Source organism: Pelomonas sp. Root1217, from assembly GCF_001425705.1.
GTDB lineage: Bacteria > Pseudomonadota > Gammaproteobacteria > Burkholderiales > Burkholderiaceae_C > Pelomonas.
This window is the reverse complement of sequence record NZ_LMDC01000023.1, coordinates 585,939-610,745: the sequence shown is the minus strand read 5'-3', so window position 1 is coordinate 610,745 and position 24,807 is coordinate 585,939. Positions and strand designations below refer to the sequence as shown.

The window sequence follows — 24,807 nt, the reverse complement described above, 5'->3', positions numbered from 1 at the left end:
TTGTGCGGCGCAGCATGCCTGTTTCAGGCCGTCACTGCGACAGCCGGGTCACGCCGTCCAGCTGGCAGGCGTAGATGGCATTGCGCAGCGCCGCGATGGCCTCGTAGCGCGTGAAGCTGCGCCGCCAGGCGAGCACGACCCGCCGCGTCGGGATGGGCTCGCTGAAGGGCACGAAGCGCAGGTGCCGGCTCGGTTCGCGCGGCACGCTGAGTGCGGGCACGACGGTCACGCCCATGCCCGAGGCCACCATGTGCTTGATCGTCTCCAGCGACGAGCCCTCGAAGCTGCGCCGTATGCCCTCGGCATCGCTGGAGAAGCGCGCGAACTCGGGGCAGACCTCCAGCACGTGGTCGCGAAAACAGTGGCCGGTGCCCAGCAGCAGCATGGTCTCGCGCTTGAGCTCCTCGGCGCTGATGGCCTCGCGCGTGGCCAACGGGTGCACGGCCGGCAGCGCGACGACAAAGGGCTCGTCATAGAGCTGGGCAGTGGCCAGGCCCGCCTCGGGGAAGGGCTCGGCCATGATGGCGCAGTCCAGCTCGCCGGTGCGCAGCATCTCCAGCAGCTTCACCGTGAAGTTCTCCTGCAGCATCAACGGCATCTGCGGGTAGAGCTCGATGGTGTGCTTGACCAGCTCCGGCAGCAGATAGGGGCCGATGGTGTAGATGATCCCGAGGCGCAGCGCGCCGGCCAGCGGGTCCTTGCCGCGCTTGGCGATCTCCTTGATGGCGCCGGCCTGGTCCAGCACCGACTGCGCCTGGCGCACGATCTCGTCGCCCAGCAGCGTGACCGACACCTCGCTGCCGCCGCGCTCGAAGATCTTCAGGTCCAGCTCTTCTTCGAGCTTCTTGATGGCCACCGACAGCGTCGGCTGCGACACGTGGCAGGCCTCGGCCGCACGGCCGAAATGCCGCTCGCGGGCGACGGCGACGATGTAGCGCAACTCTGTGAGGGTCATACAGGCCTTGCCCCGGCAGCTGACCGCTCGCCATTGCTCGAAATGCTTGTCACATCAAAACCTCATGTCTTTGTCGGCGCTCACCACTCCGATCCGAAACGGTGCATGGCCGCTGGTCTGGCGCTTCGAGCCGCTGGGGGTGTTGCTCCGCCTCGTGGGCACAAGCCCACATTCGTCGTCGCGCCTACCCAGCGGCCAGCCTCGCCAGTCCCTCGACCATGCTCAGCCACCGGAGCAAGGCCCGAACGCTACACTGCGGCCGCCTCGGGGGTGGCCCCAGGGTTTTCACTGAGAGGTGGCCATGATTGACCGCAAGCCCATGACCCTGCCGCGCCTGGCGCAGATGCATGCCAGCGGCGAGAAGATCGCCATGCTGACCTGCTACGACGCGGCCTTCGCCAGCTTGCTCGATGAAGCCGGCGTTGACATCCTGCTGATCGGCGACTCCCTGGGCAACGTGCTGCAGGGCCGCGGCTCGACGGCGCCGGTCAGCCTGGAGGACATGGTCTATCACACCTTCTGCGTGTCGCGTGGCCACAAGTGGGCGTGGATCATTGCCGACCTGCCCTTTGACAGCTATCACGTCAGCAAGGAGGAGGCCTGGAAGAGCGCCGCTGCGCTGGTGAAAGCCGGCGCCCACATGGTCAAGCTCGAAGGCGGCGGCTGGACGGCCGAGACGGTGCGCTTCATCAGCGAGCGCGGCATCCCGGTCTGCGCTCACCTGGGCTTCACGCCGCAGACGGTGAACGCTTTAGGCGGCTTCAAGGTCCAGGGCCGCGACGAGGCTGGCGCGGCACGCATGAAGCGCGAGTCGCGGGAACTGGTGGAGGCGGGCGCGGCCATGCTGCTGTACGAGATGGTGCCGGCCACCCTGGCTGCCGAGATCACCGCCGAGTCCCCGGTGCCCGTCATCGGCATCGGCGCGGGTGTGGGCACTTCGGGCCAGGTGCTGGTGTTGCATGACATGCTCAACATCACGCCGGGCAGGAAGCCGCGCTTCGTCAAGGACTTCATGGCCGGCAAGGACTCGGTACTGGCCGCTGTAAAGGGCTATGTGGACGAGGTGAAGGCCAAGACCTTCCCTGTCAACGACGTGCACGGATTCTGAACAGCTCATGGGCGCGTCGCGTCGTCTCGAAGTTCAATTTGGCAACGCGTCCGAATATGTGCGCCTTGAGCTGCCTGAATCACCCGCCGAAATGGAAAGGGACTTCATTTGCGTGGAGATCGCGCTGCCCCGATTCCGCGGTGAAATCAGGCCTTGGATTGAAATCGACGGCTTGCAAACGTTCGCTACCTCACTGCGCGAGCTCTACGACAACCTCTCCGGCAGTGCCGAGTTGCGACCCAGAGACGAGCAATTGGTGCTTCACTTCAACGCGCAGCCAGCTGGGCACATCCTTCTCCGCGGCGAGGCCTGGGCCGAGGCGACTCACGGGAGCCGCCTCACCTTCGAATTGGAGTTGGATCAATCGTTCTTGCTGACGCCGCTGCAAACCTTGGAGGCGATGCTGAAACGCCAAGACCTATGCAAGTGATCCATACCATCGCCGAACTGCGCGACGCGCTCGCCATCCACCGCCAGCGCGGCTTCGTGCCGACGATGGGCAATCTGCACGACGGCCATTTGCAGCTCGTTCGGCAGGCGCGCGAACTGGTCGGCCCCGCTGGCGCCGTGGTCGCCAGCATCTTCGTCAATCGGCTGCAATTCGCGCCGCACGAGGATTTCGACACCTACCCGCGCACACTGGAGCGCGACTGCGCACTGCTCGAAAGCGCCGGCTGCGACATCGTCTTCGCGCCGTCGGAGCGGGAGCTCTATCCCGAACCTCAGGGCTACAAGGTGCAGCCGCCCGCCGAGCTGGCCGACATTCTCGAAGGCCATTTCCGCCCCGGCTTCTTCACCGGGGTCTGCACCGTCGTGCACAAGCTTTTCAACGTTGTGCAGCCGACGTTGGCGGTGTTCGGCAAGAAGGACTACCAGCAGCTGATGGTGCTGCGTCGCATGACGGCGCAGATGGCCCTGCCCATCGAGATCCACGGTGGCGAGACGCGCCGCAGCCCGGAAGGCCTGGCGCTGTCTTCACGCAATGGCTACCTGAGCGAGGCCGAGAAGGCCGAGGCGCTGCGCCTGTCGCGAACGCTGAAAGAGCTGATCGCCCGCTGGCAGGCGGGCGAGCGCGACTTGGGCCGGATGGAAGCCCAGGCGCTGCAGTCACTGCGCGATGCGGGCTGGGCGCCGGACTATCTGACGCTGCGCCGGCAGCACGATCTCGGGCCTGCGGTGGAAGGTCAGCCGCTGGTCGCGTTAGGAGCTGCGAAACTAGGCAGCACCCGTTTGATCGACAACCTTGAAATCTGAAATGACAAAGATTCGACTGCGCCGCCGCCCGCTGCTGGCCCTGGCCGCCACTTCCCTTGTGCTGACCCTGGCCGCCTGCGGCGGCGGTGGCGGCAGCAGCGGGGACCCTGTCACCCCGCCGCCGGCGCCGGTCACCCTGACCGTCACCCACAAGGTCAAGATCACGACTTCCATGGGCGACATCGAGCTGGGCCTGGACCACAACCACGCCCCCCTCAGCGTGGACAACTTCCTGAAGTATGTGAACGACGGCTTCTACAAGGGCACGGTCTTCCACCGCGTCATCAGGGATTTCGTCATCCAGGGCGGCGGTGTCACGCGCGGGCCGGACGGCCTGCTGGACAAGACGCCGACCTATGCCCCCATTGCACTGGAAAGCCGCAACGGCCTGTCCAACGTGCGTGGCACCCTGGCCATGGCCCGCACCTCGGTGCCTGACAGCGCCACCAGCCAGTTCTACATCAACACCGTGGACAACGCGAGCCTGAACTACGTCAACGCAGCCAATCCTGGCTATGCCGTGTTCGGCCAGGTGACGGCCGGCATGGACATCGTCGACAAGATCCGGGCGGTCAACACCAATGCCTCGGACGTGCCGCTCGTCGACATCACGATCACCGATGCCAAGGTGATTCCGTAACAAGCTGCGTCCGCTGTCGTCCAGGCAGCGGGCCGCTTCGTTAGGCAGGCCCCTTCACCTCGCGGGTGTCCTGCCATGTTCAAACGTCTCGCCGCTCTGTTGCTCGTCACCGCCCTGTCCGCCTGCGGCGGGGGTGTCGAGATCGAAGTGGGCGGCGGAGGCGGAGGCGGAGGCGGCGGTGGGGGCGGCACCCAATATCCGCGCCCCAATCCCAATCCGAATCCACCCACGCAGTCATGCAGCCCCGCAGGCCTGGCCGCATCGGCGGCGAGCCAATGGGGCACGGTCTGCATGCTGACCAGCAGCGGCGAGATCGTCGTTGAGCTTTACGACACCTACGCGCCGCAGACGGTCGCCAATTTCTACAAATACGTCTCGGCGGGCTTTTACACGAGCACGCTGATCCACCGTGTCGACCGTGACTTCGTCGTCCAGGGTGGTGGCTACACGAGCGGCATGGTGACCAAGACGCCGCTCTTTGCGCCGATCAAGCTGGAAAGCAACAACGACCTGTCCAACCTGCGCGGCACCATCGCCATGGCCCGCCGCAGCGACGCCGACTCGGCGACCAGCCAGTTCTTCTTCAATGTGCAGGACAACACCAGCCTGGACTACCAGAGCGCGGCCAACCCGGGCTATGCCGTCTTCGGCCGCATCATCTCCGGCCTGAACACGCTGGACGCGATCAACGTCGTGCCGACCTACACCTACAGCTCGACCGACATCGAGCCGCGCACCGAGGTGCTGGTCTACTGGGCACAAAGGCTGAAGTAAGGTCTGAAGTCGCGGGCCGTTCGCCGCCTCGCTTCGCCATTCGTCCGCGCGGCTCGCCGTTCGTCATCAAGCCCGAGCGGCCCGGCCCGCACGTGGCGAACATGCCTCCATCGCAACCTTGATGGAGACTTGCATGTCGATTGCCAAACGTTCCTGGATGGGCCTGTTCGGTGCTGCCGTGGCCATCGTGACGGCCCTGTACGTGAGCAACAGCCAGGCGGCGCCGGCCGAGTTTCGCGATCTCAAGATCGACGTTGTCGGCCAGGGCCGGCCGGTCCTGATGATCCCGGGCTTGAACAGCGCCGCATCCACCTGGGCCGAGACCTGCGCGGCCCTGCAGCCGGGCGTGCAATGCCACATTGCGCAGTTGCCCGGCTTTGCCGGCGCGCCTGCGGTGGCGACGGACAACTTCCTGGCCGGCATGCGCGACCGCCTGCTGGCCTATATGGACCATCGCAAGCTTGATCGACCCGTCGTCATGGGCCACAGCCTGGGCGGCGTGCTGGCGCTGCAGATGGCAGCCGAGAAGCCCGGCCGCATCGAGCGCCTCGTCATCGTCGACTCCCTGCCCTTCCTCGCCGGCCTGCGCGGCATGACGCCCGAGACGGCCAAGGGCGCCGCCGCGGCCATGCGCCAGCAGATGTCGTCCGCCACCCCGGCGCAGTGGGAGGCCGGCGCCCGCCAGGGGTCCATGGGCATGAGCCGCACGCCCGCCAACAACGAGCGTGTCTTTGCCTGGAGCATGGCCAGCGACCGCACCACCTCGGCCCAGGCCATGTCGGAACTGTGGGGCGAGGACCTGCGTCCGCTGCTGCCCAGGATCACCGCACCGACTCTGGTGCTCGGCGCCTGGGCGGCCTACGAGCCCATGGGCTCGACGCTGGAGAGCACGAAGAAGATCTTCGAGGCCCAGTACGCCGGCCTCGAGGGCGTGAAGGTCTCGATGAGCCAGCGCGGCTACCACTTCCTCATGTGGGACGATGCCGACTGGCTGGTCGGCGAGGTCAAGGGTTTCCTGGCGGCCGCCAAGTAAATCGAGGGGGCTGGAGGGCATGGACACGCGCAAGCGGATGGCGGTGCAGGCGCTGCTGTGGGGCGGCTACGTGGCCGTTTCGCTCGCGATGGTGTCGAGCTTCCAGCCGCTCAACGCCTCATTTGTCTTTGTGATGGTCTGCGTCGGTGGCGGCTTGTGGGCGGCCAGCGAGGGCTTGCGCGCCCTGGCCCTGCGCCGCGCCTGGCTGGACCGTTCACCACCCGCTTTGCTGCTGAGGCTGGCTCTGCTGCCGCCGCTGTTTGCCTTGGCCGTGCAGGCCATGCTCTTCGCCATCAACTGGGCCGGGATCTCGCTGGGCCTGCTGCACTTCCCACCCAATGTGCCGCAAGGCTGGCTGGTGCTGCTGAGCTATACGGTCAACACCACCATCATGCTGTGGTTGTGGATGGCCGTCTGGATGGGCCTGCAGATGTTGCACCGCTGGCGTGTCGGCGAAGTCGCCAAATGGCAGGCCGAGGCCGCCGCGCGCGAGCTGGAGCTGCAGGTGCTGCGTGCCCAGATCAACCCGCACTTTCTGTTCAACGCGCTGAACAATCTGCGTGCCCTCATCAACGAAGACCCAGCGCGCGCCCGCGAGATGCTGAGCCGTCTGTCCAATACGCTGCGCCACACCTTGCAGCACAGCGCCAAGGAACGCGTGCCGCTGGCCGACGAGCTGGCGGTTGTGCGCGACTACATCGCGCTGGAGCAGCTGCACCATGAGGAGAGGTTGCGTGTGGACTGGCAGGTCGACCCGGCCACGGCGAGCGCCAGCGTGCCGCCGATGCTGTTGCAGCTGCTGGTGGAGAACGCGATCAAGCATGGCATTGCGCGCACGGCCGGCGGCGGTGTTGTGGACATCCGTATCGGGCGCGACGGCGGCAAGTTGAACATTGCCGTCGACAACCCAGGCCAGTGGAAGCCGGGGTCGACGGACAGCACCGGCCTGGGCCTGGCCAACCTGCGCGAGCGCCTTGCGCGCGCTGGCGGCAACGGCGCGGGCTGCCGCATCGCGGCGGCTGACGGCCGTGTCAATGTCACTGTGGAACTGAACGCATGAGGATCTACATCGTCGAGGACTCGCGCCTGGCCCGCCAGGAACTGCGCACGTTGCTGGCCGCCATCCCCGATGCCGACGTCGTTGGCGAGGCCGCCGAACTGGCGCCGGCGCGCGAGGCCATCAACACGCTGCAGCCCGAGTTGCTGCTGCTCGACGTGGAGCTGCCCGGCGCGACCGGCTTCGACCTGCTCGATCAACTGGAACATGTGCCGCTCGTTGTCTTCACCACGGCCTATGACCAGCATGCGCTGGCCGCCTTCGAGCGCAATGCGCTGGACTACCTGCTCAAGCCCATCGACGCCGGGCGGTTGGAGGCTGCGCTCGCCAAGGCGCGGCTGCGCCTGCGCCCCGTGCCCGCCGCTGCACCCACGTCGGCGCTGAAGGGCGCCGACGACATGGTCTTCCTGCGCGACGGGGAGCGCTGCTGGTTCGTGCGCCTGGGCGACGTGGCCGGCTTCGAGGCCTGCGGCAACTATGCGCAGGCCTGGTTCGATGGCCAGCGCCCGCTGATCGCGCGCACGCTCACCGGCCTGGAGGAGCGGCTGGACCCGCAGCTCTTCTTCCGCGCCAGCCGCAGTCACCTGATCAACCTGCGCTGGGTCCAGGGCATCGAGCCCTGGCGCAACGACGGCTACCGCGTCACGCTGCGCGATGGCCATCAGGTCGAGGTGTCGCGGCGCCAGGCCAAGTTGCTGCGCGAGAAGCTGGAACTCTGACCCCGGGGTGGCAGACTTCCGGCCATGCCTGTCGACACCGCCCCGCCCATCCGTCGCATCGCCATCACCACCGGTGGCGGCGACGCGCCGGGCCTGAACGCGGTCATCTGCGCCGTCACGCGGGCCGCGCTGCAGCGAGGCTGGACCTGCGTCGGCATCCGCGACGGCTACGACGGCCTGTTGCGGCCCGAGCGCTACCCCCAAGGCGGCTGCACGCCGCTGACGGCCGCGCGCGTCGAAGGCATCGCCGCACTGGGTGGCACCTTGCTGGGCTCCACCAACAAGGGCGACCCCTTCGCCTTCCCGACCGTTCAGGCCGACGGCAGCGCCGCCCTGGTCGACCGTTCTCAGGACCTGCTCGATGCGCTGGCCCGCGACGGCATCGATGCGCTGGTGGCCGTGGGCGGCGACGGCTCGCTGGCCATTGCGCACAGGCTGGCCCTGCGTGGCCTGCGCGTGGTCGGCGTGCCCAAGACCATCGACAACGACCTTGATCGCACCGTCACCACCTTCGGCTTCGACAGCGCCGTGGCCTTCGCGGCCGAATGCATCGACCGGCTGCACACCACGGCGGCCAGCCACCACCGCGTCATCGTCGTCGAGGTGATGGGCCGTTATGCCGGCTGGATCGCGCTGCATGCCGGCCTGGCCGGCGGGGCCCACGCCATCCTGCTGCCCGAGCTGCCCTTCGAGCTGGCGCCTGTCGCGGCGATGGTGGCGCAGCGCGAGGCCCGCGGATTGGCTTATTCCCTCGTCGTCGTGGCCGAAGGTGCCTGCCCCGCGGGCGGCATGCGCGCGCTGTGTGCGCCGGCCGAGGCCGGCCATGCAGAGCGCCTGGGCGGTATGGGCGAGCAGGTCAGCCAGGCGCTGGCGCGGCTGACGGGCAAGGACGCACGCTGCGTCGTGCTCGGCCACCTGCTTCGCGGTGGCAGCCCGACGGCCTTCGACCGGGTCGCGGCCCTGCGCTTCGGCGCGGCGGCGGTGCGTGCGCTGGCCGCAGGTGACAGCGGCGTCATGGTGGCGCTGGATGGCAACGATGTCCGACCGGTGCCGCTGGCCGAGGTGGCCGGCCGCATGAAAACCGTGCCGCTGGACGGCGATACGTTGGCCACGGCGCGCGACCTGGGCATCTGCCTGGGCGCCTGACGAGCGCGCGGGCCGTCCGGCGTGGATGCAGCCTGTCTGCGCGAAACGACGCTCTGTCCGCCGTCCAGCGACCGCCGTGCTTGCCGCCGCTACGCTGCGGCGCTTTCAACCACCACCGGACATCGCATGACCCGCCTCGCCTCCTTCGCCCTCGCCCTGACTGCCACCAGCCTGCTCAGCGCCTGCGTGTTCGCGCCGCCCATCACGTCAACGACCGACTCCGCCGCCATCACCAAGATGAGCGAGCAGGCTGTCGCGACCTGCGGCACCGGCAACGTCAAGGAAGTGAACGCCAAAAGCTTCACCTGCAAGTGAGCTGACCTCCGGCCTCGCGGGCCCGCTCAAGCCTTGAGGAACTCCGCCTTGGTGCCCAACCAGCGCCTCACCTGCGCGGCCGCTGCAGCCGGGTGGCGATCCAGCAGCTCGGGGGCGAGCTTGCGGGCCGCGACTAGCAGCGGCGCGTCCTCCTGCAGATCGGCAAACCGCAGCAGCTCGGCGCCGCTCTGTCGCGAGCCCATGAACTCGCCGGGGCCGCGGATGTCCAGGTCGCGCCGCGCGATCTCGAAGCCGTCGGTCGTCTCCGCCATGGCCTTGAGCCGCGACTTGCCTGTGTCGGACAGCGGCGGGCTGTAGATCAGCACGCACACGCTGGCTTTCGCGCCGCGGCCCACGCGGCCGCGCAGCTGGTGCAGCTGCGCCAGGCCGAAGCGCTCGGCATGCTCGATGACCATCAGGCTGGCGTTGGGCACGTCCACGCCGACCTCGATGACCGTGGTCGCCACCAGCACACTCATCGCTCCGCCGGAGAACTGCGCCATGACCGCGGCCTTGTCGCCGGACGACATGCGGCCATGCAACAGGCCGACGGCCTTGCCTTGCAGCGCCGCGGCCAACTCCTCGTGGGTCTCGGTGGCATTGCGCAGGTCGATGGCCTCCGACTCCTCCACCAGCGGGCAGACCCAGTAGACCTGGGCCCCATCCGCCACGGCGCCGCGGATCTTGTCGAGCACGTCGTGCCGCTTGGACTCGGTAAACACCTTGGTCACGATGGGGCTGCGGCCAGGCGGCAGCTCGTCGATGGTAGACACGTCCAGGTCGGCGAAATAGGTCATCGCCAGAGTGCGGGGGATCGGTGTCGCGCTCATCATGAGCAGGTGCGGCTCCAGGTCCATCGCCTTGAGCTTGTTGCGCAAGGCCAGCCGCTGCGCCACGCCAAAGCGATGCTGCTCGTCAATGATGGCCAGGCCCAGCCGCGCGAACTTCACCTTGTCCTCGATGACGGCATGCGTGCCGATGACGAGTTGGGCCTCGCCCGAGGCGGCAGCATCGAGCATCTTCTGCCGCGCCTTGCCCTTCACGCTGCCGGTGAGCCACGCGACCTTCAGGCCCAGCGGCTCCAGCCACTGCACCAGCTTGCGGAAATGCTGCTCGGCCAGGATCTCGGTGGGCGCCATCAGCGCGCACTGCCAGCCGGCGTCGATGGCCACGGCCGCGGCCAGGGCGGCGACGACGGTCTTGCCAGAGCCCACGTCGCCCTGCAGCAGCCGGTGCGTCGGCTGTGGCCGGGCCAGGTCCCGCGCAATCTCCTCGGACACGCGCTGCTGGGCACCGGTCAGCTGGAAGGGCAGCGCTGCGAGCAGCTTCTCATGCAGACCGCCTGGATGGGCACGCAGCGCCGGCGCCGCGAGCAGGGCGCGCTCACGCTGGGCCTGCAACTGCGACAGTTGCTGGGCCAGCAACTCCTCGAACTTGAGGCGCTGCCAGGCCGGGTGGTTGTGCTCGTGCAGCGCCGCCTGGGAGGCGTCCGGCGGCGGATGGTGCAGATAGTGCAGTGCCTCCTTCAGCGATGGCAGGCCTTGCGGCACGACGCCCGCCGGCAGCAGCTCGCGCAGGTCGGCGCGTGCCAGGCCCGAGGCGACGGCCCTGCGCAGATAGGCCTGCGGCAGCTGCGCCGAGGCCGGGTAGACAGGGGTCAGTGATTGGGCCAGCGGCGTGCCCTCGTCGACGACCTTGACGACGGGGTGCACCATTTCGCGGCCGAAGAAGCCGACGCGTGCCTCGCCGCGCACGCGCAGCCGGGTGGCGGCCGACATCTGCTTTTGCTGCGACGGGTAGAAGTGCAGGAAGCGCAACAGCAGCGTGCCGGAGTCGTCCTTCACGCGCACCAGCAGCTGGCGGCGGCTGCGCAGCTCCACCTGGCAGTCGACGACGACGCCCTCCACCTGCGCCGGCTCGTTCTCGCGCAGCGCGGCAATGGGGATCAGCTGGGTCTCGTCCTCATAGCGCATCGGCAGGTGCAGGGCGAGGTCGATGTCGCGCACGAGGCCGAGCCTTTCCATCGCCTTCTGCGGCGCGGACTTGCTGACAACGGGGCGGGGCTGGGTTGGAGCCTCGGACATGGCCGGCATTGTGCGGTGGTAGGAATCACGTCCCGGGCTGACCCCTCATCTGAGCGGCGCGCGCGTGGAACGTCATTCTTTTGCTTCACAATCGCGGCCGAAAAACAGCCCCGGTTGAGGGCAGGGGAGGAACTGCAATGCAGAAGTTGACGCTGCGCATGCGCGCATGGGGAATGAGTATCCTGGCCACGGCCGTACTGACGGCCTGCGGTGGTGGTGGCGGCGACAGCACGCCTCCCCCGCCTCCGGCACCCACCATCATTCCGGAAAACCTGGCCATCACCGCGCCGGCCACATCCGAGTCGGCCACGGCAGTGAATTTCACCAACTCCGCCGGCGCTTTGAGCGGCCTCAAGTTCCAGTGGGACTTCGGCGACGGCAGCACCAGCACGGATGCCGCACCCAGCCACAGCTTTGCCAGCGGCGGCGAGTTCGATGTGGTGCTCAAGGTCACCAACGAAGCGGGCAGCAGCCGCGAGGTGCGCAGCAAGCTGAACATCACCAACATCGCCAATGTGAAGGGCCTGGACTGCACGGGCGCGTCCAACAACGGCTGGTGCTGGCAGAACCCCCGGCCGACGGGCAACCGCGTCAACTCCGTGCATTTCCTGAATGCCACGACGGCTTGGCGCGGTGGCGAAAACGGCGAGATCTTCAAGACGACCGATGGCGGCACCACCTGGGTTCGCCAGAACACGGGCATCACCGCGTCCATCTATGGCATCAAATTCTTCGATGCCAACAACGGCTGGGCCAGCGGCGCTTTCGGGGCCCTCCTGCGCACGACCGATGGCGGCACGACCTGGGCCGTGTCCAAGCTGCCCGACTCCTCGTACAGCTACGACATGGCCACCATCACGCCTGTCGATGCCCAGACGGTCTACGTTGGCCGCACCTCGGGCGCCAGCGGTAACTATTACGGGCTGATCTTTGCCAGCAAGGACGGCGGCGTCACCTGGAAGTCTCTGACGACCGTTCCCTACCTGATCACGTCCACCGGCAAGTTCTGGAGCCTGCAGAACAACAGCGTTCGCGTGTCGACAGACGGCGGCACGAACTACACGAGCACGCTGGACGTCACGCCGCCGGCCGGCAGCTACTTCGATACTACTCACCTGATCGCTCGCGACGACCTGCGTGCCGCGTTCTTTGCCAAGGGCTCCAGCTACGACTGGACGACGCAGAAGTACAACTACATCGAGACCTTCCGCGTCACGCAGGACGGCGGCACCACCTGGGCCAAGGTGGATGTCCAAGGCGTGGGCACGTCGACCGGTGTGCAGCGTTTGCTCAGCATGTCTGCAGACGCCAAGACGCTGGTGGCCATGGGCGGCAACGGCCTGCTGCGCAGCACCGATGGTGGCGCGACGTGGACGGCGCTCGGTGTACCGCTGAACGACCCCTATTACTACTATTACTCCTACGTGTCGCTGGGCGGCAATGACATCGTGGCCAGCAGCTATTACGGCCTGGCGCTCAGCGAGGATGGCGGGCAGACCTGGACGAGGCTCAATAACCCCAATAGCCAGAGTTCGTCCAGCTACTCGGGCGACAACCTTCGCCGGGTGGATGCCAACACCCTGTCCACCATGGACAGTCAGGGTGCTACCTACCTGAGCAAGGACAAGGGCCAGACCTGGACCAAGGTGATCGCGAGTATCGACAGCTACAGCAGCAATCCGGGCTCGCTGGCCTTCAGCGACTCCAAGAACGGGTTCATGACCGACGCGGCCGGCCGCTCCTTCACCACGAAGGATGGTGGCGCCAGTTGGCAGCTCAAGAGCGCTGACTTCGGCGTGGCGCGGACGGTGCAGTTCGTCAACAAGACGACTGGCTGGCTGGTGGGCTCCGATGGTCGCCTCTACAAGTCGACCGATAGCGGCCAGACTTGGCTCACCAGCCCGGTCTCGCCAGGCGTGTATTACACGGGCGTCTATTTCTCGAACGAGAACCTGGGCTGGTCGCAGCGCAGCTACGGTGGCGCACTGTCGGCCTACACCAAGGACGGCGGCAAGACCTGGACGGAACTGAGCGTGCCTTACGGCGTGACGTCGATGCGCTTCAGTGATCAGTCCTGGGTGGCTGTCGGCGGCTCGGGCACGGTGTACGTCTCTACGGACTCCGGCATTACTTGGAACGCCGTGTACACCGGCACCACCGCTTCGCTGCAGGCCCTCGCCTTCTCCGATGCCAAGACCGTGTGGGCCGTGGGTTCGGAAGGCACGCTGCTCAAGTCAGAAGACAGCGGCGCCAAGTGGGCCGCGCTCAAGGTGGCCGGCAACAACCTGACGCTGCGGGACATCAAGTTCGCAAGCGCCAAGGTGGGCTGGATCGTTGGCGACGGCGGCCTCATCCTGGCCACCCAGGACGGCGGCAAGACCTGGCGTCAGCAGGCCAGCGGCACCTTGCTCAATCTCACCTCCATCCAGGCGGTGGACATCAACACGGCCTGGATCGGGGGCGTGAACGGCCTCGTGCTCGCCACCGGCAACGGCGGTAACTGAGGCGGTTGATCGCGGGCGGCATGGCGCCGCCCGCCCTCAGCGGAAGTAGCGCTGCCTCAACCGCTCATAGCGCCCATCGCGCTTCATCGCGTCCAGCGCCGCTTGCAGGCGCTTCACCAAGGCTGGGTCGGCATCAGGCCGCAGGCCGAACCAGTAGGCGCGCGCCACATCCAGCTCCATGACGGGCTGCAGCGTGGCGTAGTCCAACTTGTGCTGGCGCATGGCCCAGGCGGCGGCCCAGTCCAGCAGCACGACGAACTCCATGCGGCTGGCCAGCAGCTTGCGCACATTGGTGGCGTCGTCCAGCCCGTGCTCGAGCTCGATGCCCGGCCTCAGGCCGGCCGCCTGCAGCAGGCGATCGGCCGCCGAGTCACGAACGACACCGATCCTGCGCTCGCCCAGCTCGCTGAGCTGGGGCAGGCTGAGGTCGCCGCGCTTGGCCAGGCGGTAGATCAGCACGCGCCGCGGCGCGATCGGGCCGACCCACTGGAACTGGGCCTCACGCTCGGGCGTGCGCGTCAGTGAGAACAGCACGCTGGCGGGCTGGGTCTCGGCCATCTGCACGGCGCGCTGCCAGGGCAGCACCTGCAGTTCGAGCGGCAGGGCGACGGCGGCGGCCATCTTGCGCAGCAACTCGACGCTGAAGCCGCGCACCTCGGCACCTTCCTGGTAATTCAGCGGTGCCAGGTTCTCGGTAAAGCCCAGCAAGATGCGCTCGGCCGGCGCCGCAGCGGCGGCGACGCTCAATGGCGCGGCGAGAAGGGCTGGCAGGGCGAGGCAGGAACGGCGGTTCACGAGGGCTGGACGGTTGCGCTACCAGTCTAGGAGGCGCTCGTGACAGTCCTCTATCGCCCGTGGCCCGGCGCGTGAGATTTCACGCAGTGGAGCGCCGCAGTTTCGACCTCAGCTCGGTGTCGGCACGCCGGCCATGCGGTCATGGGCAAGGAAGAACTGGCGTGCCATCGCCAGCATCTGGCCCTGACTCAACTCGGCGGCGGGGCGGTAGTCGGCGATGTGCGGGGCCAGCTGAGGCCGGTGGGCCTCCACGTAGTGCCGGAACTGGCCGATGACGACATGCGATCCGGTCACCAGCACCTCAGGCGTGTCCTGCACGGCCTGGCAGATGGCTTCGAACAGCGCATGCTCGGCGCGTTCGTCACGACCGTGGATGCGTCGGTCGTGGGGTTCGATGCGGGCAGCGTGCACCTGATGGGCATCGAAATGCAGCACCTGGGCGTGATGGTGGTCGAGGTGGACGACGGCGTGGAACATGTGGGGTTCTCCGAAACAAGGCAACAGTGGAATCAGCGTTTGGCTTCGTTGGCTTGGCAATCGACTCAGCGAAGGCCCTGGGGCTGACGTTGCACCCATGCTGGCATCGCGCGGGCCGTGCGGCCTTGAGCTGCATCAAACCGGGGCGATGGGAGAATCCGCTCCCCATTGGCACGGGTCTGTCCGGCCCTCCAGCGCGTCCATGAGCTCATCCCACGCCGCGGCCTACACGGTCGCCGACTTCGATTTCGACCTTCCCCCCGAGCTGATCGCCCAGCACCCGGCCGCCGAGCGCAGCGGCTCGCGGCTGCTGGATGCGACCGGTGCCGGCCTCGTGGATCGCGTGTTCCGTGAGCTGCCCGAGCTGCTGAATCCTGGCGATCTTCTGATCTTCAACAACACCGAGGTGATCAAGGCGCGCCTTTTCGGTGTCAAAGCGACCGGTGGGTCGGTCGAGGCCCTGGTCGAGCGCGTGCTGCCCGGCACGCAGGAAGTCTGGATGCATCTGCGCGCCAGCAAATCGCCAAAGCCTGGCAGCCGCGTGCGGTTTGCCGACGCTTTCGACGCCGAGGTGCTGGGCCGCTGCGGGCCCGACAACGGCCTCTTCCATCTGCGCTTCGCCGGCGACCCCTTCGCGCTGCTGGACGCCCACGGCCATGTGCCGCTGCCGCCCTATATTGCCCATGCCGACGGCGAAGACGATGTGCGCCGCTACCAGACGGTGTTCGCCAAGGAGCCCGGTGCCGTCGCCGCGCCGACGGCGGCCTTGCATTTCGACGAGGCCCTGCTCGCCCGCCTGGCCGAGCGTGGCGTTGCGAGCGCCCATGTGACCCTGCATGTGGGCGCCGGCACCTTCCAGCCGGTGCGCGTCGAGCGACTGGCCGACCACAAGATGCACAGCGAATGGTTCGAGGTGCCGCCAGCAACGGTGGATGCCGTCGCCGCTTGCCGCGCGCGAGGCGGCCGGGTGGTTGCCGTCGGCACGACGACGCTGCGTGCCCTCGAATCGGCGGCGCGGGGTGGCCAACTCGAGGCCGGCGCGCGCGAGACCGACATCTTCATCACGCCGGGCTTCGAGTTCCGCGTGGTGGACCGCCTCGTCACCAATTTCCACCTGCCCAAGAGCACGCTGATGATGCTGGTCAGCGCCTTTGCCGGCTACGAGCGCATCAAGGCGCTGTACGCCCATGCGATTGCCGAGCGCTACCGCTTCTTCAGCTATGGCGATGCGATGTTGCTCTCGCGCGCCCAAGCAACGCGACCCTGAGCTGCCTCATCGACCGCCGCCACGAATGCCACGCGTGAAGTGACGGGCAGCGCGAAGCGCATGGTCACGCGCGCCTCGTGCTTCACGTCCACGAGCTGCGCGCCATGCTGCTCGGCCAGCCGCCGCAGCCGGCCTTCCAGCTCATAGGGCAGCTCGCAGCCCAGCTCCACCTGCGCAACGCGCTCGATCTTGTTGGCCGTCAGCAGGGCCTGGGCGATGCAGTCCGTGTAGGCGCGCACCAGGCCGCCGGCGCCGAGCTTGACGCCGCCCCAGTAGCGCACGGCGGTCGCCAGCACGCCATCCAGGCCCTGGTGGCGCAGCACGTCCAGCATGGGCCGGCCGGCGGTGCCGCCGGGCTCGCCGTCATCGTTGGCGGCCGAATGGCCGCCGGCCAGCAGCGCCCAGCAGACATGGGCCGCGCCGGGGTGTTCAGCACGCAGTTCGGCAACGCGGACCAGGGCGGCCGCGCGGTCGGCGCAGGGCTCGACGCGGCCGAGGAAGCGGCTCTTCTTGATGACGAGTTCGTGTTCGGCAGGTGTGGCCAGGGTCAGGGACATGACGCGGGATTGTCCCGCCGCCCTCAGTCTCCTGTGTAGGCCGCGGCTCGGGCGCCCTTGTCGCCGAGATGGCGGCGCAGGATCTCATGGACCTTGCCCTCGGACAGCATGGCCTGCAGCGCGCGGCGCAGGCGCAGGCGGTCCGCCTCCGGCATGCTGTGCACCATGGCCAGCGCGACGGCATTGCGCTCGTTGGGCGTGACGTCCACGGGGACGAGTTCGTCCGGATCGTCGAAGGCGGCCATGGCGATGCCCCAGCCACTGGGCAGGGCCAGCAGGGCGTCGGCGCGGCCGGCCTTGAACATGCGCGCGGCAGTCTTGAAATCGCCGGCCTCAACGAGGCGCCCCTGGTTTCGCATGCGCAGCACCCAGGCATCGATGGTCGGGCCATGGGCATAGCCGCGCACGTCCAGCAGCCGCAATTCGGTGTTCGCCTCGAAGGCGGCGATGGTCGGGGTGCGCGCCGCCAGCTCGCGGCGCATCAGCACCTGGTAGCGGCCCTGGGCATAGGGCACCAGTTCGGCGATCTCGCGGCGCTCCGGGCTCACCAGCGCGGACAGCGTCAGCTGCACGCCGCCGCGCCGCATCTGATCCCAGATACGCACGCGCGACTCGACCACCAGCCGCAACTGGCAGCCCGAGCGGCGCGCCAGCTCGTCGAACATGTCCTTGTCGATGCCGGCGGGCCCCGTGTGAGGATCTTCGTAATAGAAGCGGGCATAGGGGTAGAGCGCCGCCGTGTAGGGGCCGCAGGCCTGGGCGGCCGCCTGCTCCCCCATCAGGGCGAGCAGCAGGCCTGCAATCAGCGGCTGGAGCAGTGCGCGCAACATGGCCGATGGTGGCGGTTCGGCGGCTTCGCGTCCAGCCCGGGCCGGCTGCGACAATCACGCCCCCATGCTGAAGTTCGACCTCCTCAAGACCGAAGGCCGCGCCCGCCGCGGCACGCTCACGCTCAACCACGGCGTCGTGCAGACGCCCATCTTCATGCCGGTGGGTACCTATGGCACGGTCAAGGGCGTCACACCGCGCTCGCTGGAGGAAATGGGCGCCCAGATCATCCTGGGCAACACCTTCCACCTGTGGATGCGCCCGGGCCTGGACGTCGTCACGCAGTTCGGCGGCCTGCACCGCTTCGAGGCCTGGAACAAGCCCATCCTGACCGACTCCGGTGGCTTCCAGGTGTGGAGCCTGGGCGCCATGCGCAAGATCAGCGAGGAAGGCGTCAAGTTCGCGTCGCCGGTCAACGGCGACAAGCTGCTGCTGACTCCCGAGGTCAGCATGCAGATCCAGACCATCCTCAATTCCGACATCGTCATGCAGTTCGACGAATGCACGCCCTACGAGAGCAAGGGCGTGCTGACGACCGAGCGCGAGGCGAAGTCGTCCATGGAGCTGAGCCTGCGCTGGGCCAAGCGCTGCATCACCGAGTTCGACCGGCTCGAGAACCCGAACGCGCTGTTCGGCATCGTGCAGGGCGGCATGTTCACCAACCTGCGCGACGCGTCCCTGGCCGGCCTGGCCGAACTGGACCTGCCAGGCTACGCCATCGGCGGCCTGTCGGTCGGCGAGCCCAAGGCCGAGATGCAGCGCATCCTGGAACACACCGGTCACCAGCTGCCCGCCAACAAGCCGCGCTACCTCATGGGCGTGGGCACACCGGAGGATCTGGTCGAAGGCGTCAGCCAGGGCATCGACATGTTCGACTGCGTGATGCCCACGCGCAATGCGCGCAACGGCCACCTGTTCACGCGCTTTGGCGACCTGCGCCTGCGCAATGCGCGCTACAAGTCCGATGAAAAACCCGTGGACGAGACCTGCACGTGCGAATGCTGCAAGGGCTTCAGCCGCGCCTACCTGCACCACCTGGACCGCTGCGGCGAGATGCTGGGCCCCATGCTGACCAGCGTGCATAACCTGCACTACTACCTGGCGCTGATGCAGGAAATGCGCGATGCGCTGGATGCCGGGCGCTTCGAGGCCTGGCGGGCGCAGTTCCATGCCGACCGGGCGCGCGGAGTCTGATCTTGCCGACCGGCGCGGCGCCCCCAAGATAGCGGCATGCTGAAAGCCCTGTTCGCGCCGCTGCGCTGGATCTTCCGGGTCGTTTTCGCCGTCCTCATCCTGTTCGAGGAATGGGGCTGGGAGCCGCTGCGACGCGTCTTCGCGCTGATAGCGAAGCTGCCGGTCATCCGCCAGTTCGAGGCCCTGCTCAAGCGGTTGCCGCCGCGTTGGGCCTTCGTCGTGCTGCTACTGCCCAGCCTGCTGATCCTGCCGATCAAGCTGCTGGCCGTCTGGCTGGTGGCCGAGGGGCGCTACGGGCTCGGTGTGGCCCTCGTCGTCGGCGCCAAGCTGATCGGCACGGCACTGCTGGCCTGGCTGTTCCAGCTGATTCAGCCCGCGTTGATGCAGCTGCCCTGGTTCGCCCGTTTTTACTCGCGCTGGACGGCGTGGAAGGCCGATCTGCTGGCCTGGGTGCGCGCCAGCGCCGTCTGGCGCACAGCGCGTGCGATCAAGCTGCGGGTGAAGCGCTTGTTCAGGCGCGGGCGACAGACACCGCAGGCTTGACGAAGCGCATGCGCTGCTCGCGCTGCGCATCGATCTCCGCGCGTATGGTGGCCAGCTCGGCCTGGCGCTCGTCGCGATAGAACAGGTTGTAGGCCTCGAAGGGCACCATGCGGCCGTCCGGTCGGGCGATGTGGATGCAGCTCTTCTTCAGCGCGCGGATGTCCAGCGACTGGGCGTCCATGAACTGCACGATGAGCACGCGGAACACGGCGCGGTAGCTGAGCTGGGGCGCGTCGATCTTGGGCAGGCAGCACAGCAGCTCGGACAGGCAGTTGGACTGGCTCTCCGGCGAGTGGTTGGTGGAGAACAGCTTGAAGACCGAGGCCTTCAACGCAGGGTCGCCCTCGAAAACGATGGTGCTGCGGTCGCCGGACAGCAGCGTGGCGGCGTCGAGGAAGCGGGTCATGGGCACCAGGCCCTTCTCTTTGTCCTGGCTGCGCAAGGCGTAAGCCATCGCCAGCGTGTCGGGGTTGCAGGGCACCGGCAGCACGTCGGCCAGCGTGAACACACCGCTCTGCTCGGCGATACGGCGGCGCAGATCGCTGACGGTGAGGCGGTGCTTGGCGGCGTCATAGGCCTCGACACGGCCGGCGTTTTGGATGGGCTGCAGCGTCACGCCGCGCACGCAGGCGAAGCTCTGGCCGTGGCGGATGACGTCACCGATCTCGTCGTCGTTGATGCCGCGCTTGACCGTCATCACCAGCGTCGTCGAGATGCCGAGGGCATCCAGCCTGGCAAGCGCCGCGTCGTGCGGGCCGCGCAGGTCGGCGCCGCGCAGGTCCATCAGCGCCTCGCGCCTGAGCGAGTCGAACTGCAGATAGACCTCCAGCCCCGGCGCATAGCTCGCCAGTCGCTCGGCGAAGGCCGCGTCCTGGGCGATGCGCAGCCCATTGGTGTTGACCATCAGGTGCTTGATGGGCCGGACCTTGGCCGCGTCGAGGATGTCGAAGAACTGCGGGTGCAGCGTCGGCTCTCCGCCGGAGATCTGCACCACGTCGGCTTCACCTTCACTCGCGACGACGGCGTCCAGCATCGCGATGACCTCGTCCATCGTGCGGTGGCTGAGCCGCTCGGGACCCGAGCCCGCATAGCAGGTCGGACAGCGCAGGTTGCAGTGGTCGCTGATCTCGATGAGGGACAGGCAGCTGTGCTGCATGTGGTCGGGACACAGGCCGCAGTCATAGGGGCAGCCGTACTTCATGGGCGTCGCGAAGCGCTGCGGCATCTCGGGCGGCTTGACGAACACCTCGCGGCACTGGCGGTAGTAGACGGCGTCGTCGCTGACCAGCACGCGTTCGGTGCCGTGGGCAGGGCACCATTTGTCCATGTAGACCATGTTGTCCTTGATGACGATCTTGGCCTCGACCGGGCGCAGGCAGGTCGTGCAGACGGACTGCGTGGTGTCGTAGAACAGGTAGGGGCGGTTCTTGCGGTTCATGGTGTGGCGAAAAGGGGTTGCCGCCATGCACGAGCGACGAGGGGCGCGTAGACGGCCAGGGCGATGAGGCAGGTCCACTGGATGCCGGACAGGCCGAGCGGATACGCGACCGGCACCGGCTTGAGGAACTCGACGGCGAAGCGCCACAGCAGATAGCTGCCGAGGAAGAGCTTGAAGGCCAGGCCCGGCGTGTTGAAGCGGGCGCAGTGCAGCGTGAGGCCGAGGGCCAGCACGACGGCGATTTCGTAGAGCTGGGTCGGGTGGCGCGGGATGCCGTCACCGAAGTCCACGCCCCAGGACAGGGCTGTCGGCAGGCCATAGGTGTCGTCGTGCAGGCCTGCGAGGAAGCAGCCGATGCGGCCGATGGCGAGGCCGAGGGCGATGGGCAGCACCATCGCGTCGCCGGTGCTGCGCGTCTGGCCGGTCAGCTTCTTGGCGATCTCCACGCCGATGAGCCCGCCCAGCAGGCCGCCCACGATGCTTTGGCCGGGCAGCATGAGCTGGCCAGCCTGCCAGATGGCCTGGGCCACATCGGGCCGCTCGATGAGGAAGACGAGCTTGTTGCCCAGTGCCGCGCCGATCAGCAGGCCCACCAGCACGCCGAAGTTGCCGGGCGCCAATGCGCCGCCGCGGGAATGCTGGCGCAAGGTCCTGCGCCACATCGCCGCACCGAGGGCCATGCCGGCATAGGCGAAGGTGCTGTGCACCCAGGCGGCAATGGTCGCATCGGCGATCACTCGCTGCGCTTGCTGAGCATCCTGACCAGCTTGCGCGCACACAGCCAGGCCAGGCCACCGCCGATCAGCAGGCTGGGCACGGAGATGACCAGCATGGCGGTGGAGTAGTTCTCCGGGCCTTTCGAGAACAGATCGGGCAGGGCGCCAACAGTGAACACGCCGCCGCACAAGCCGGCGAGGCCGAAGCCCAGCGTCGCGACGACCAGGATGCAGACGAGGACGAAGCGCCCGAAGGAGGTCTGGGCGTCGCTCATGACGCAGCGCCTGCGAGCAAGGTCTGCACTCGCGTGCGCAGGCCATCCGGCGACACGGCGGCCGTCGGCATCGGTTGGTCCACCGTCAGGCTGACCGGGCTCCACACCCCGCGCCGCATCGGCTTGACCATCGCCTTGCCGCCCTCGACGCGCGAGAAATAGCTGCCCCACAGATTGCCCAGCGCCATCGGGATGACGGGCACTTCGGGCATGCCTTCGATGAGCTTCATGACGCCGCCCTTGAAAGGCTGCAGCTCGCCGTCGCGCGTGATGCCGCCCTCGGGGAAGATGCAGACCATTTCGCCGTCGGCCAGCACGGCACGGGCGGCGGCGAAGGCGGCCTCGTAGGTGGCAGGGTCGGTCTTCTGCGGCGCGATGGGAATGGCCTTGGCCAGCTTGAACATCCAGCCCAGCACGGGGGTTTTGAAGATCTGCGCGTCCATCAGGAAGCGGATCGGGCGCGGGCTCGCGGCCATCAGCAGCACGGCGTCCACGAAGGACACGTGGTTGCAGACGAGAACGGCCGGGCCGGAGGTGGGCAGGCGCTCGTCGTTGATGACCCGAAAGCGATAGACGATACGCGTCAGCACGAAGGCGACGAAGCGCAGCAGGTACTCCGGCACGATGAGGAAGATGTAGAACGCGACGACCGCATTGGCGATGCCCACGGCCAGGAAGATCTGCGGGATCGTCAGGCCCGCGCCCAGCATGGCGCCGGCGATGACCGAGCTGGCGATCATGAAGACGGCGTTCAGGATGTTGTTGGCCGCAATGATGCGGGCGCGGTGGCTGGGCTGCGCGCGCAGCTGGATCAGCGCATACATCGGCACGCTGTACAGGCCGGCGAACAGCGCCAGCAACGTCAGGTCGGCCAGCACGCGCCAGTGCGCCGTCACGCTCAGGAAGGCGCTGACGCTGTAGGGCTCAGCCGCGGGCAGGCCCGAGGCGGCGAAGTAGAGGTCGATGGCGAACACGCTCATGCCGATGGCGCCCAGGGGCACGAGGCCGATCTCGACATGGCGCTTGGACAGCATCTCGCACATCAGCGAGCCGATGCCGATGCCGATGGAGAACACCGCCAGCAGCAGCGACGCGACCTGCGGGCTGCCGTGCAGCACTTCCTTGGCAAAGGCCGGGAAGTTGGACAGGAACACGGCACCGAAGAACCACATCCACGAAATGCCCAGCAGCGAGCGAAACACCGCCAGGCCTTCATGCGCGAGCTTGAGGTTGCGCCAGGTCTCGGTGAAGGGGTTCCAGTTGATGACCAGATTCGGGTCGGTTGACGGGCTGGTGGGAATGGCCTGCGCCGTGGCGCGGCCGGCCACGGCCAGCGCCAGGCAGGCCCAGGCGACATGCTGCGGGCCGACGACGGGCGTGTCGACGAGGATGCCGCCGGCCAGCTGGCCCAGCAGGATGGCCACGAAGGTGCCCATCTCCACCATGCCGTTGCCGCCGGTCAGCTCGCGCTCGCTGAGCTGCTGCGGCATGTAGGCGTACTTGACCGGGCCGAACAGCGTCGAGTGCAGGCCCATCAGGAAGACGCAGCCCAGCAGCGCCGGCACATTGGCCGCGTAGAAGCCCCACGCCGCGATCACCATGATGGCGATCTCCAGGCTCTTGACGAGCTGCATCAGCCGCGCCTTGTCGTGCTTGTCGGCGAGCTGGCCGCTGGTGGCCGAGAACAGCACATAGGGCAGGATGAACAGCGCCCCGATCACCAGGCCTGCCATCTTGGACGGCAGCCAGTCCAGCTGCAGCTGGTAGGTGATCATCAGCGTGAAGGCGAACTTGAAGACGTTGTCGTTCGCGGCGCCGAGGAACTGCGTCCAGAAGAAAGGCGCGAAGCGGCGTTGCTTCAACAGCGCGAACTGATTCGGATGTTCTTGGCTCATTGTTTGACCAGCTGCGGAGGTTCGGACAGGTTGTTGCGCTGCATCCACGTGAACATCGAATCCACGGTGACCGTGTCGATGTGGCTGCTGAAACGACGCGCGCTCGGATGATCGTCGAAAGCGATGTTGGCCCGGGTCATGCGCCCGCCCAGGCGAGTCAGCGTAGACAGGTGCAGGTCGGTGGGCTGGTAGCCCTGGGCCTTGAGCCAGTTCTGCGCGTCGCGGCGATTGTTCACGCTCGGTGCCGCGCTGCCGACCAAGGTCTCCAGCACCCACTGGTTGCTCTGCTGGTAGGTGGTGCCGAAGGCATAGGCCACCATGCTGTAGCGGCGCTCGTTGAAACGCGCCACACGGCTGTTGTCCGTCAGCACGGGGAGCAAGGCCTGCTGCAACTCAGGCTTGAGCACGGCAAAGGCGGCCTGATAGCGGTGCGGGTTGTCGAGGAAGAACTCACCCAGGCCCTGGCGATACAGCGCCGCATGGTCGGTGCCGCAGTTGTTGAGCTTGTGCATGACGCGCCAGACGGCCGGCTGCTGCGTCGTGTCCTTGTACACAAAGCCCAGGTGGGACCATTGCAGGCCGTATTTGGAGAGGTCCTGCCCGGCGCGGGCCAGGATGACCACCTGTGCGCCACTGGCGTCGAGCTGGCGGGCGGTGGCCTGGGCCAGGTTCAGGCCCTGCTCGATCTGGCGTGCGGTCGGCTGCTTCTCCTCGCAGGGCCGGCCGGCGTGGGCGGCGGTTGCGACAGCCAGTGCGCCGGCCAGGGCGAGGGCCTGCCTCAACGGCTCACCTGCTCGTTGTAGAGCAGGGCCTTGCCGATCTCATTGGGGATGAAGGCGATGACCTCGCCGGCGGCGGACAGCAGGGTGCCCGCAGCGATGACGGAGACGACGACGGCCGCACCGGTGGACACGACGACGCCCTCGGCCAGCTTGCCGCTGGCCTTGATGCTGATGCGGGCGCCGTCGGAGGCGCGCTCCAGGACCCAGACCGTCGCGCTGCCGACGACCTCGACGGACACCACCACCAGCGTCACGCCGGCCGACAGGATGCCGGCGGGGATGGCGCTGAGTGCGACGCCGCCGGCGCTGACCGCGCCGACCGACAGCACGACGGGCGCCAGGGACAGCACCGCGCTGGCCTCGGACGGGCTGTCGTGGGCCTGGGCGGGCAGGGCCAGGGCGAGTGACAGGCTGGAGAGGGCGAGCAGGCGCTTCATCAAAGGCTCCTTGG

General features: G+C 67.6%; 26 protein-coding genes. 14 read left to right on the top strand and 12 right to left on the bottom strand.

Annotated features, from left to right (window positions below; genetic code table 11):
• Positions 1–31 precede the first annotated feature (31 nt).
• Positions 32–955: a hydrogen peroxide-inducible genes activator gene (locus ASC95_RS17075; protein ID WP_057298899.1), complete on the bottom strand. Its 924-nt coding sequence runs from the start codon at positions 953–955 to the stop codon at positions 32–34.
• A 301-nt stretch (positions 956–1,256) separates the two neighbouring features.
• On the opposite strand from ASC95_RS17075, the gene panB reads away from it, so the two are divergent.
• The 10 genes from panB (at position 1,257) to ASC95_RS17025 (ending at position 9,001) form a co-directional block, all read left to right on the top strand.
• Positions 1,257–2,063: a 3-methyl-2-oxobutanoate hydroxymethyltransferase gene (panB, locus tag ASC95_RS17070; RefSeq protein WP_057298898.1), complete on the top strand. Its 807-nt coding sequence runs from the start codon at positions 1,257–1,259 to the stop codon at positions 2,061–2,063.
• 7 nt (positions 2,064–2,070) lie between these two features.
• On the top strand, positions 2,071–2,493 hold the full coding sequence (locus ASC95_RS17065) for a hypothetical protein (protein ID WP_157256362.1): 423 nt from the start codon (positions 2,071–2,073) through the stop codon (positions 2,491–2,493).
• Positions 2,484–3,317, top strand: a complete 834-nt coding sequence (gene panC, locus ASC95_RS17060; protein ID WP_057298896.1) for a pantoate--beta-alanine ligase — start codon at positions 2,484–2,486, stop codon at positions 3,315–3,317. The genes ASC95_RS17065 and panC overlap by 10 nt, the downstream gene beginning before the upstream one ends.
• A gap of 1 nt (position 3,318) precedes the next feature.
• Positions 3,319–3,957, top strand: coding sequence for a peptidylprolyl isomerase (locus tag ASC95_RS17055; protein WP_082567858.1), 639 nt, complete (start codon positions 3,319–3,321; stop codon positions 3,955–3,957).
• Positions 3,958–4,032: 75 nt separating this feature from the next.
• Positions 4,033–4,731 (top strand): peptidylprolyl isomerase, encoded by a 699-nt coding sequence (locus ASC95_RS17050; protein ID WP_082567857.1) that lies wholly within the window; start codon positions 4,033–4,035, stop codon positions 4,729–4,731.
• A 133-nt stretch (positions 4,732–4,864) separates the two neighbouring features.
• Positions 4,865–5,764 (top strand): alpha/beta fold hydrolase, encoded by a 900-nt coding sequence (locus tag ASC95_RS17045; protein ID WP_057298894.1) that lies wholly within the window; start codon positions 4,865–4,867, stop codon positions 5,762–5,764.
• A 19-nt stretch (positions 5,765–5,783) separates the two neighbouring features.
• The gene (locus ASC95_RS17040) at positions 5,784–6,824 is read left to right on the top strand and encodes a sensor histidine kinase (protein ID WP_057298893.1); all 1,041 of its coding nucleotides are present in this window, start codon (positions 5,784–5,786) and stop codon (positions 6,822–6,824) included.
• Positions 6,821–7,540: a LytTR family DNA-binding domain-containing protein gene (locus ASC95_RS17035; protein WP_057298892.1), complete on the top strand. Its 720-nt coding sequence runs from the start codon at positions 6,821–6,823 to the stop codon at positions 7,538–7,540. The genes ASC95_RS17040 and ASC95_RS17035 overlap by 4 nt, the downstream gene beginning before the upstream one ends.
• Before the next feature lie 24 nt (positions 7,541–7,564).
• The gene (locus ASC95_RS17030; RefSeq protein WP_057298891.1) at positions 7,565–8,686 is read left to right on the top strand and encodes a 6-phosphofructokinase; all 1,122 of its coding nucleotides are present in this window, start codon (positions 7,565–7,567) and stop codon (positions 8,684–8,686) included.
• Positions 8,687–8,812: 126 nt separating this feature from the next.
• Complete coding sequence (locus tag ASC95_RS17025) at positions 8,813–9,001, top strand: hypothetical protein (protein WP_057298890.1); 189 nt, start codon at positions 8,813–8,815, stop codon at positions 8,999–9,001.
• Positions 9,002–9,027: 26 nt separating this feature from the next.
• Here ASC95_RS17025 and recG read toward each other — a convergent pair whose 3' ends face one another.
• On the bottom strand, positions 9,028–11,085 hold the full coding sequence (gene recG, locus ASC95_RS17020) for an ATP-dependent DNA helicase RecG (protein WP_057298889.1): 2,058 nt from the start codon (positions 11,083–11,085) through the stop codon (positions 9,028–9,030).
• A gap of 137 nt (positions 11,086–11,222) precedes the next feature.
• On the opposite strand from recG, the gene ASC95_RS17015 reads away from it, so the two are divergent.
• Positions 11,223–13,589 carry a YCF48-related protein gene (locus ASC95_RS17015; RefSeq protein WP_057298888.1) on the top strand — a complete coding sequence of 789 codons (2,367 nt, stop codon included), beginning with the start codon at positions 11,223–11,225 and terminating at the stop codon, positions 13,587–13,589.
• 36 nt (positions 13,590–13,625) lie between these two features.
• Here the strand turns inward: ASC95_RS17015 and ASC95_RS17010 are convergent, their stop codons facing one another.
• A complete protein-coding gene (locus ASC95_RS17010; protein ID WP_082567855.1) occupies positions 13,626–14,384 on the bottom strand; it encodes an ABC transporter substrate-binding protein in 759 nt (252 codons plus the stop codon).
• 108 nt (positions 14,385–14,492) lie between these two features.
• A complete protein-coding gene (locus ASC95_RS17005; RefSeq protein ID WP_057298886.1) occupies positions 14,493–14,861 on the bottom strand; it encodes a hypothetical protein in 369 nt (122 codons plus the stop codon).
• A gap of 202 nt (positions 14,862–15,063) precedes the next feature.
• On the opposite strand from ASC95_RS17005, the gene queA reads away from it, so the two are divergent.
• On the top strand, positions 15,064–16,128 hold the full coding sequence (queA, locus tag ASC95_RS17000) for a tRNA preQ1(34) S-adenosylmethionine ribosyltransferase-isomerase QueA (protein ID WP_057298885.1): 1,065 nt from the start codon (positions 15,064–15,066) through the stop codon (positions 16,126–16,128).
• Here the strand turns inward: queA and ASC95_RS16995 are convergent.
• Complete coding sequence (locus tag ASC95_RS16995; protein ID WP_057298884.1) at positions 16,080–16,685, bottom strand: YigZ family protein; 606 nt, start codon at positions 16,683–16,685, stop codon at positions 16,080–16,082. The two genes, queA and ASC95_RS16995, sit on opposite strands and share 49 nt — an antisense overlap.
• A 23-nt stretch (positions 16,686–16,708) precedes the next feature.
• A complete protein-coding gene (locus ASC95_RS16990; protein WP_057298883.1) occupies positions 16,709–17,515 on the bottom strand; it encodes an ABC transporter substrate-binding protein in 807 nt (268 codons plus the stop codon).
• Between the two features lie 64 nt (positions 17,516–17,579).
• On the opposite strand from ASC95_RS16990, the gene tgt reads away from it, so the two are divergent.
• Positions 17,580–18,707 (top strand): tRNA guanosine(34) transglycosylase Tgt, encoded by a 1,128-nt coding sequence (tgt, locus tag ASC95_RS16985; protein WP_057298882.1) that lies wholly within the window; start codon positions 17,580–17,582, stop codon positions 18,705–18,707.
• Positions 18,708–18,743: 36 nt separating this feature from the next.
• Positions 18,744–19,250, top strand: coding sequence for a hypothetical protein (locus ASC95_RS16980; protein WP_057298881.1), 507 nt, complete (start codon positions 18,744–18,746; stop codon positions 19,248–19,250).
• On the opposite strand, the gene ASC95_RS16975 is transcribed toward ASC95_RS16980, so the two are convergent.
• The 6 genes from ASC95_RS16975 to ASC95_RS16950 are packed head-to-tail and all read right to left on the bottom strand — an operon-like array spanning position 19,219 to position 24,793.
• On the bottom strand, positions 19,219–20,688 hold the full coding sequence (locus ASC95_RS16975; protein ID WP_057298880.1) for a radical SAM protein: 1,470 nt from the start codon (positions 20,686–20,688) through the stop codon (positions 19,219–19,221). The genes ASC95_RS16980 and ASC95_RS16975 overlap by 32 nt on opposite strands.
• Complete coding sequence (locus tag ASC95_RS16970; RefSeq protein ID WP_057298879.1) at positions 20,685–21,425, bottom strand: prolipoprotein diacylglyceryl transferase; 741 nt, start codon at positions 21,423–21,425, stop codon at positions 20,685–20,687. The genes ASC95_RS16975 and ASC95_RS16970 overlap by 4 nt, the downstream gene beginning before the upstream one ends.
• Positions 21,422–21,679, bottom strand: a complete 258-nt coding sequence (locus ASC95_RS16965) for a hypothetical protein (protein WP_057298878.1) — start codon at positions 21,677–21,679, stop codon at positions 21,422–21,424. The genes ASC95_RS16970 and ASC95_RS16965 overlap by 4 nt, the downstream gene beginning before the upstream one ends.
• Positions 21,676–23,574 carry an MFS transporter gene (locus ASC95_RS16960; RefSeq protein ID WP_082567854.1) on the bottom strand — a complete coding sequence of 633 codons (1,899 nt, stop codon included), beginning with the start codon at positions 23,572–23,574 and terminating at the stop codon, positions 21,676–21,678. Before ASC95_RS16960 ends, ASC95_RS16965 begins: the two co-directional genes overlap by 4 nt.
• Positions 23,571–24,356: a DUF2145 domain-containing protein gene (locus ASC95_RS16955; protein ID WP_057298876.1), complete on the bottom strand. Its 786-nt coding sequence runs from the start codon at positions 24,354–24,356 to the stop codon at positions 23,571–23,573. Before ASC95_RS16955 ends, ASC95_RS16960 begins: the two co-directional genes overlap by 4 nt.
• Positions 24,353–24,793 (bottom strand): hypothetical protein, encoded by a 441-nt coding sequence (locus ASC95_RS16950; protein WP_057298875.1) that lies wholly within the window; start codon positions 24,791–24,793, stop codon positions 24,353–24,355. The genes ASC95_RS16955 and ASC95_RS16950 overlap by 4 nt, the downstream gene beginning before the upstream one ends.
• Between the last annotated feature and the right edge of the window lie 14 nt (positions 24,794–24,807).

Excerpts from the sequence above, each read along its gene's own strand:
- ASC95_RS17075 (WP_057298899.1), bottom strand. The coding sequence starts at position 955 with ATGACCCTCACAGAGTTGCGCTACATCGTCGCCGTCGCCCGCGAGCGG.
- panB (WP_057298898.1), top strand. The coding sequence starts at position 1,257 with ATGATTGACCGCAAGCCCATGACCCTGCCGCGCCTGGCGCAGATGCAT.
- ASC95_RS17065 (WP_157256362.1), top strand. The coding sequence starts at position 2,071 with ATGGGCGCGTCGCGTCGTCTCGAAGTTCAATTTGGCAACGCGTCCGAA.
- panC (WP_057298896.1), top strand. The coding sequence starts at position 2,484 with ATGCAAGTGATCCATACCATCGCCGAACTGCGCGACGCGCTCGCCATC.
- ASC95_RS17055 (WP_082567858.1), top strand. The coding sequence starts at position 3,319 with ATGACAAAGATTCGACTGCGCCGCCGCCCGCTGCTGGCCCTGGCCGCC.
- ASC95_RS17050 (WP_082567857.1), top strand. The coding sequence starts at position 4,033 with ATGTTCAAACGTCTCGCCGCTCTGTTGCTCGTCACCGCCCTGTCCGCC.
- ASC95_RS17045 (WP_057298894.1), top strand. The coding sequence starts at position 4,865 with ATGTCGATTGCCAAACGTTCCTGGATGGGCCTGTTCGGTGCTGCCGTG.
- ASC95_RS17040 (WP_057298893.1), top strand. The coding sequence starts at position 5,784 with ATGGACACGCGCAAGCGGATGGCGGTGCAGGCGCTGCTGTGGGGCGGC.
- ASC95_RS17035 (WP_057298892.1), top strand. The coding sequence starts at position 6,821 with ATGAGGATCTACATCGTCGAGGACTCGCGCCTGGCCCGCCAGGAACTG.
- ASC95_RS17030 (WP_057298891.1), top strand. The coding sequence starts at position 7,565 with ATGCCTGTCGACACCGCCCCGCCCATCCGTCGCATCGCCATCACCACC.
- ASC95_RS17025 (WP_057298890.1), top strand. The coding sequence starts at position 8,813 with ATGACCCGCCTCGCCTCCTTCGCCCTCGCCCTGACTGCCACCAGCCTG.
- recG (WP_057298889.1), bottom strand. The coding sequence starts at position 11,085 with ATGTCCGAGGCTCCAACCCAGCCCCGCCCCGTTGTCAGCAAGTCCGCG.
- ASC95_RS17015 (WP_057298888.1), top strand. The coding sequence starts at position 11,223 with ATGCAGAAGTTGACGCTGCGCATGCGCGCATGGGGAATGAGTATCCTG.
- ASC95_RS17005 (WP_057298886.1), bottom strand. The coding sequence starts at position 14,861 with ATGTTCCACGCCGTCGTCCACCTCGACCACCATCACGCCCAGGTGCTG.
- queA (WP_057298885.1), top strand. The coding sequence starts at position 15,064 with ATGAGCTCATCCCACGCCGCGGCCTACACGGTCGCCGACTTCGATTTC.
- ASC95_RS16995 (WP_057298884.1), bottom strand. The coding sequence starts at position 16,685 with ATGTCCCTGACCCTGGCCACACCTGCCGAACACGAACTCGTCATCAAG.
- ASC95_RS16990 (WP_057298883.1), bottom strand. The coding sequence starts at position 17,515 with ATGTTGCGCGCACTGCTCCAGCCGCTGATTGCAGGCCTGCTGCTCGCC.
- tgt (WP_057298882.1), top strand. The coding sequence starts at position 17,580 with ATGCTGAAGTTCGACCTCCTCAAGACCGAAGGCCGCGCCCGCCGCGGC.
- ASC95_RS16980 (WP_057298881.1), top strand. The coding sequence starts at position 18,744 with ATGCTGAAAGCCCTGTTCGCGCCGCTGCGCTGGATCTTCCGGGTCGTT.
- ASC95_RS16975 (WP_057298880.1), bottom strand. The coding sequence starts at position 20,688 with ATGAACCGCAAGAACCGCCCCTACCTGTTCTACGACACCACGCAGTCC.
- ASC95_RS16965 (WP_057298878.1), bottom strand. The coding sequence starts at position 21,679 with ATGAGCGACGCCCAGACCTCCTTCGGGCGCTTCGTCCTCGTCTGCATC.
- ASC95_RS16960 (WP_082567854.1), bottom strand. The coding sequence starts at position 23,574 with ATGAGCCAAGAACATCCGAATCAGTTCGCGCTGTTGAAGCAACGCCGC.
- ASC95_RS16950 (WP_057298875.1), bottom strand. The coding sequence starts at position 24,793 with ATGAAGCGCCTGCTCGCCCTCTCCAGCCTGTCACTCGCCCTGGCCCTG.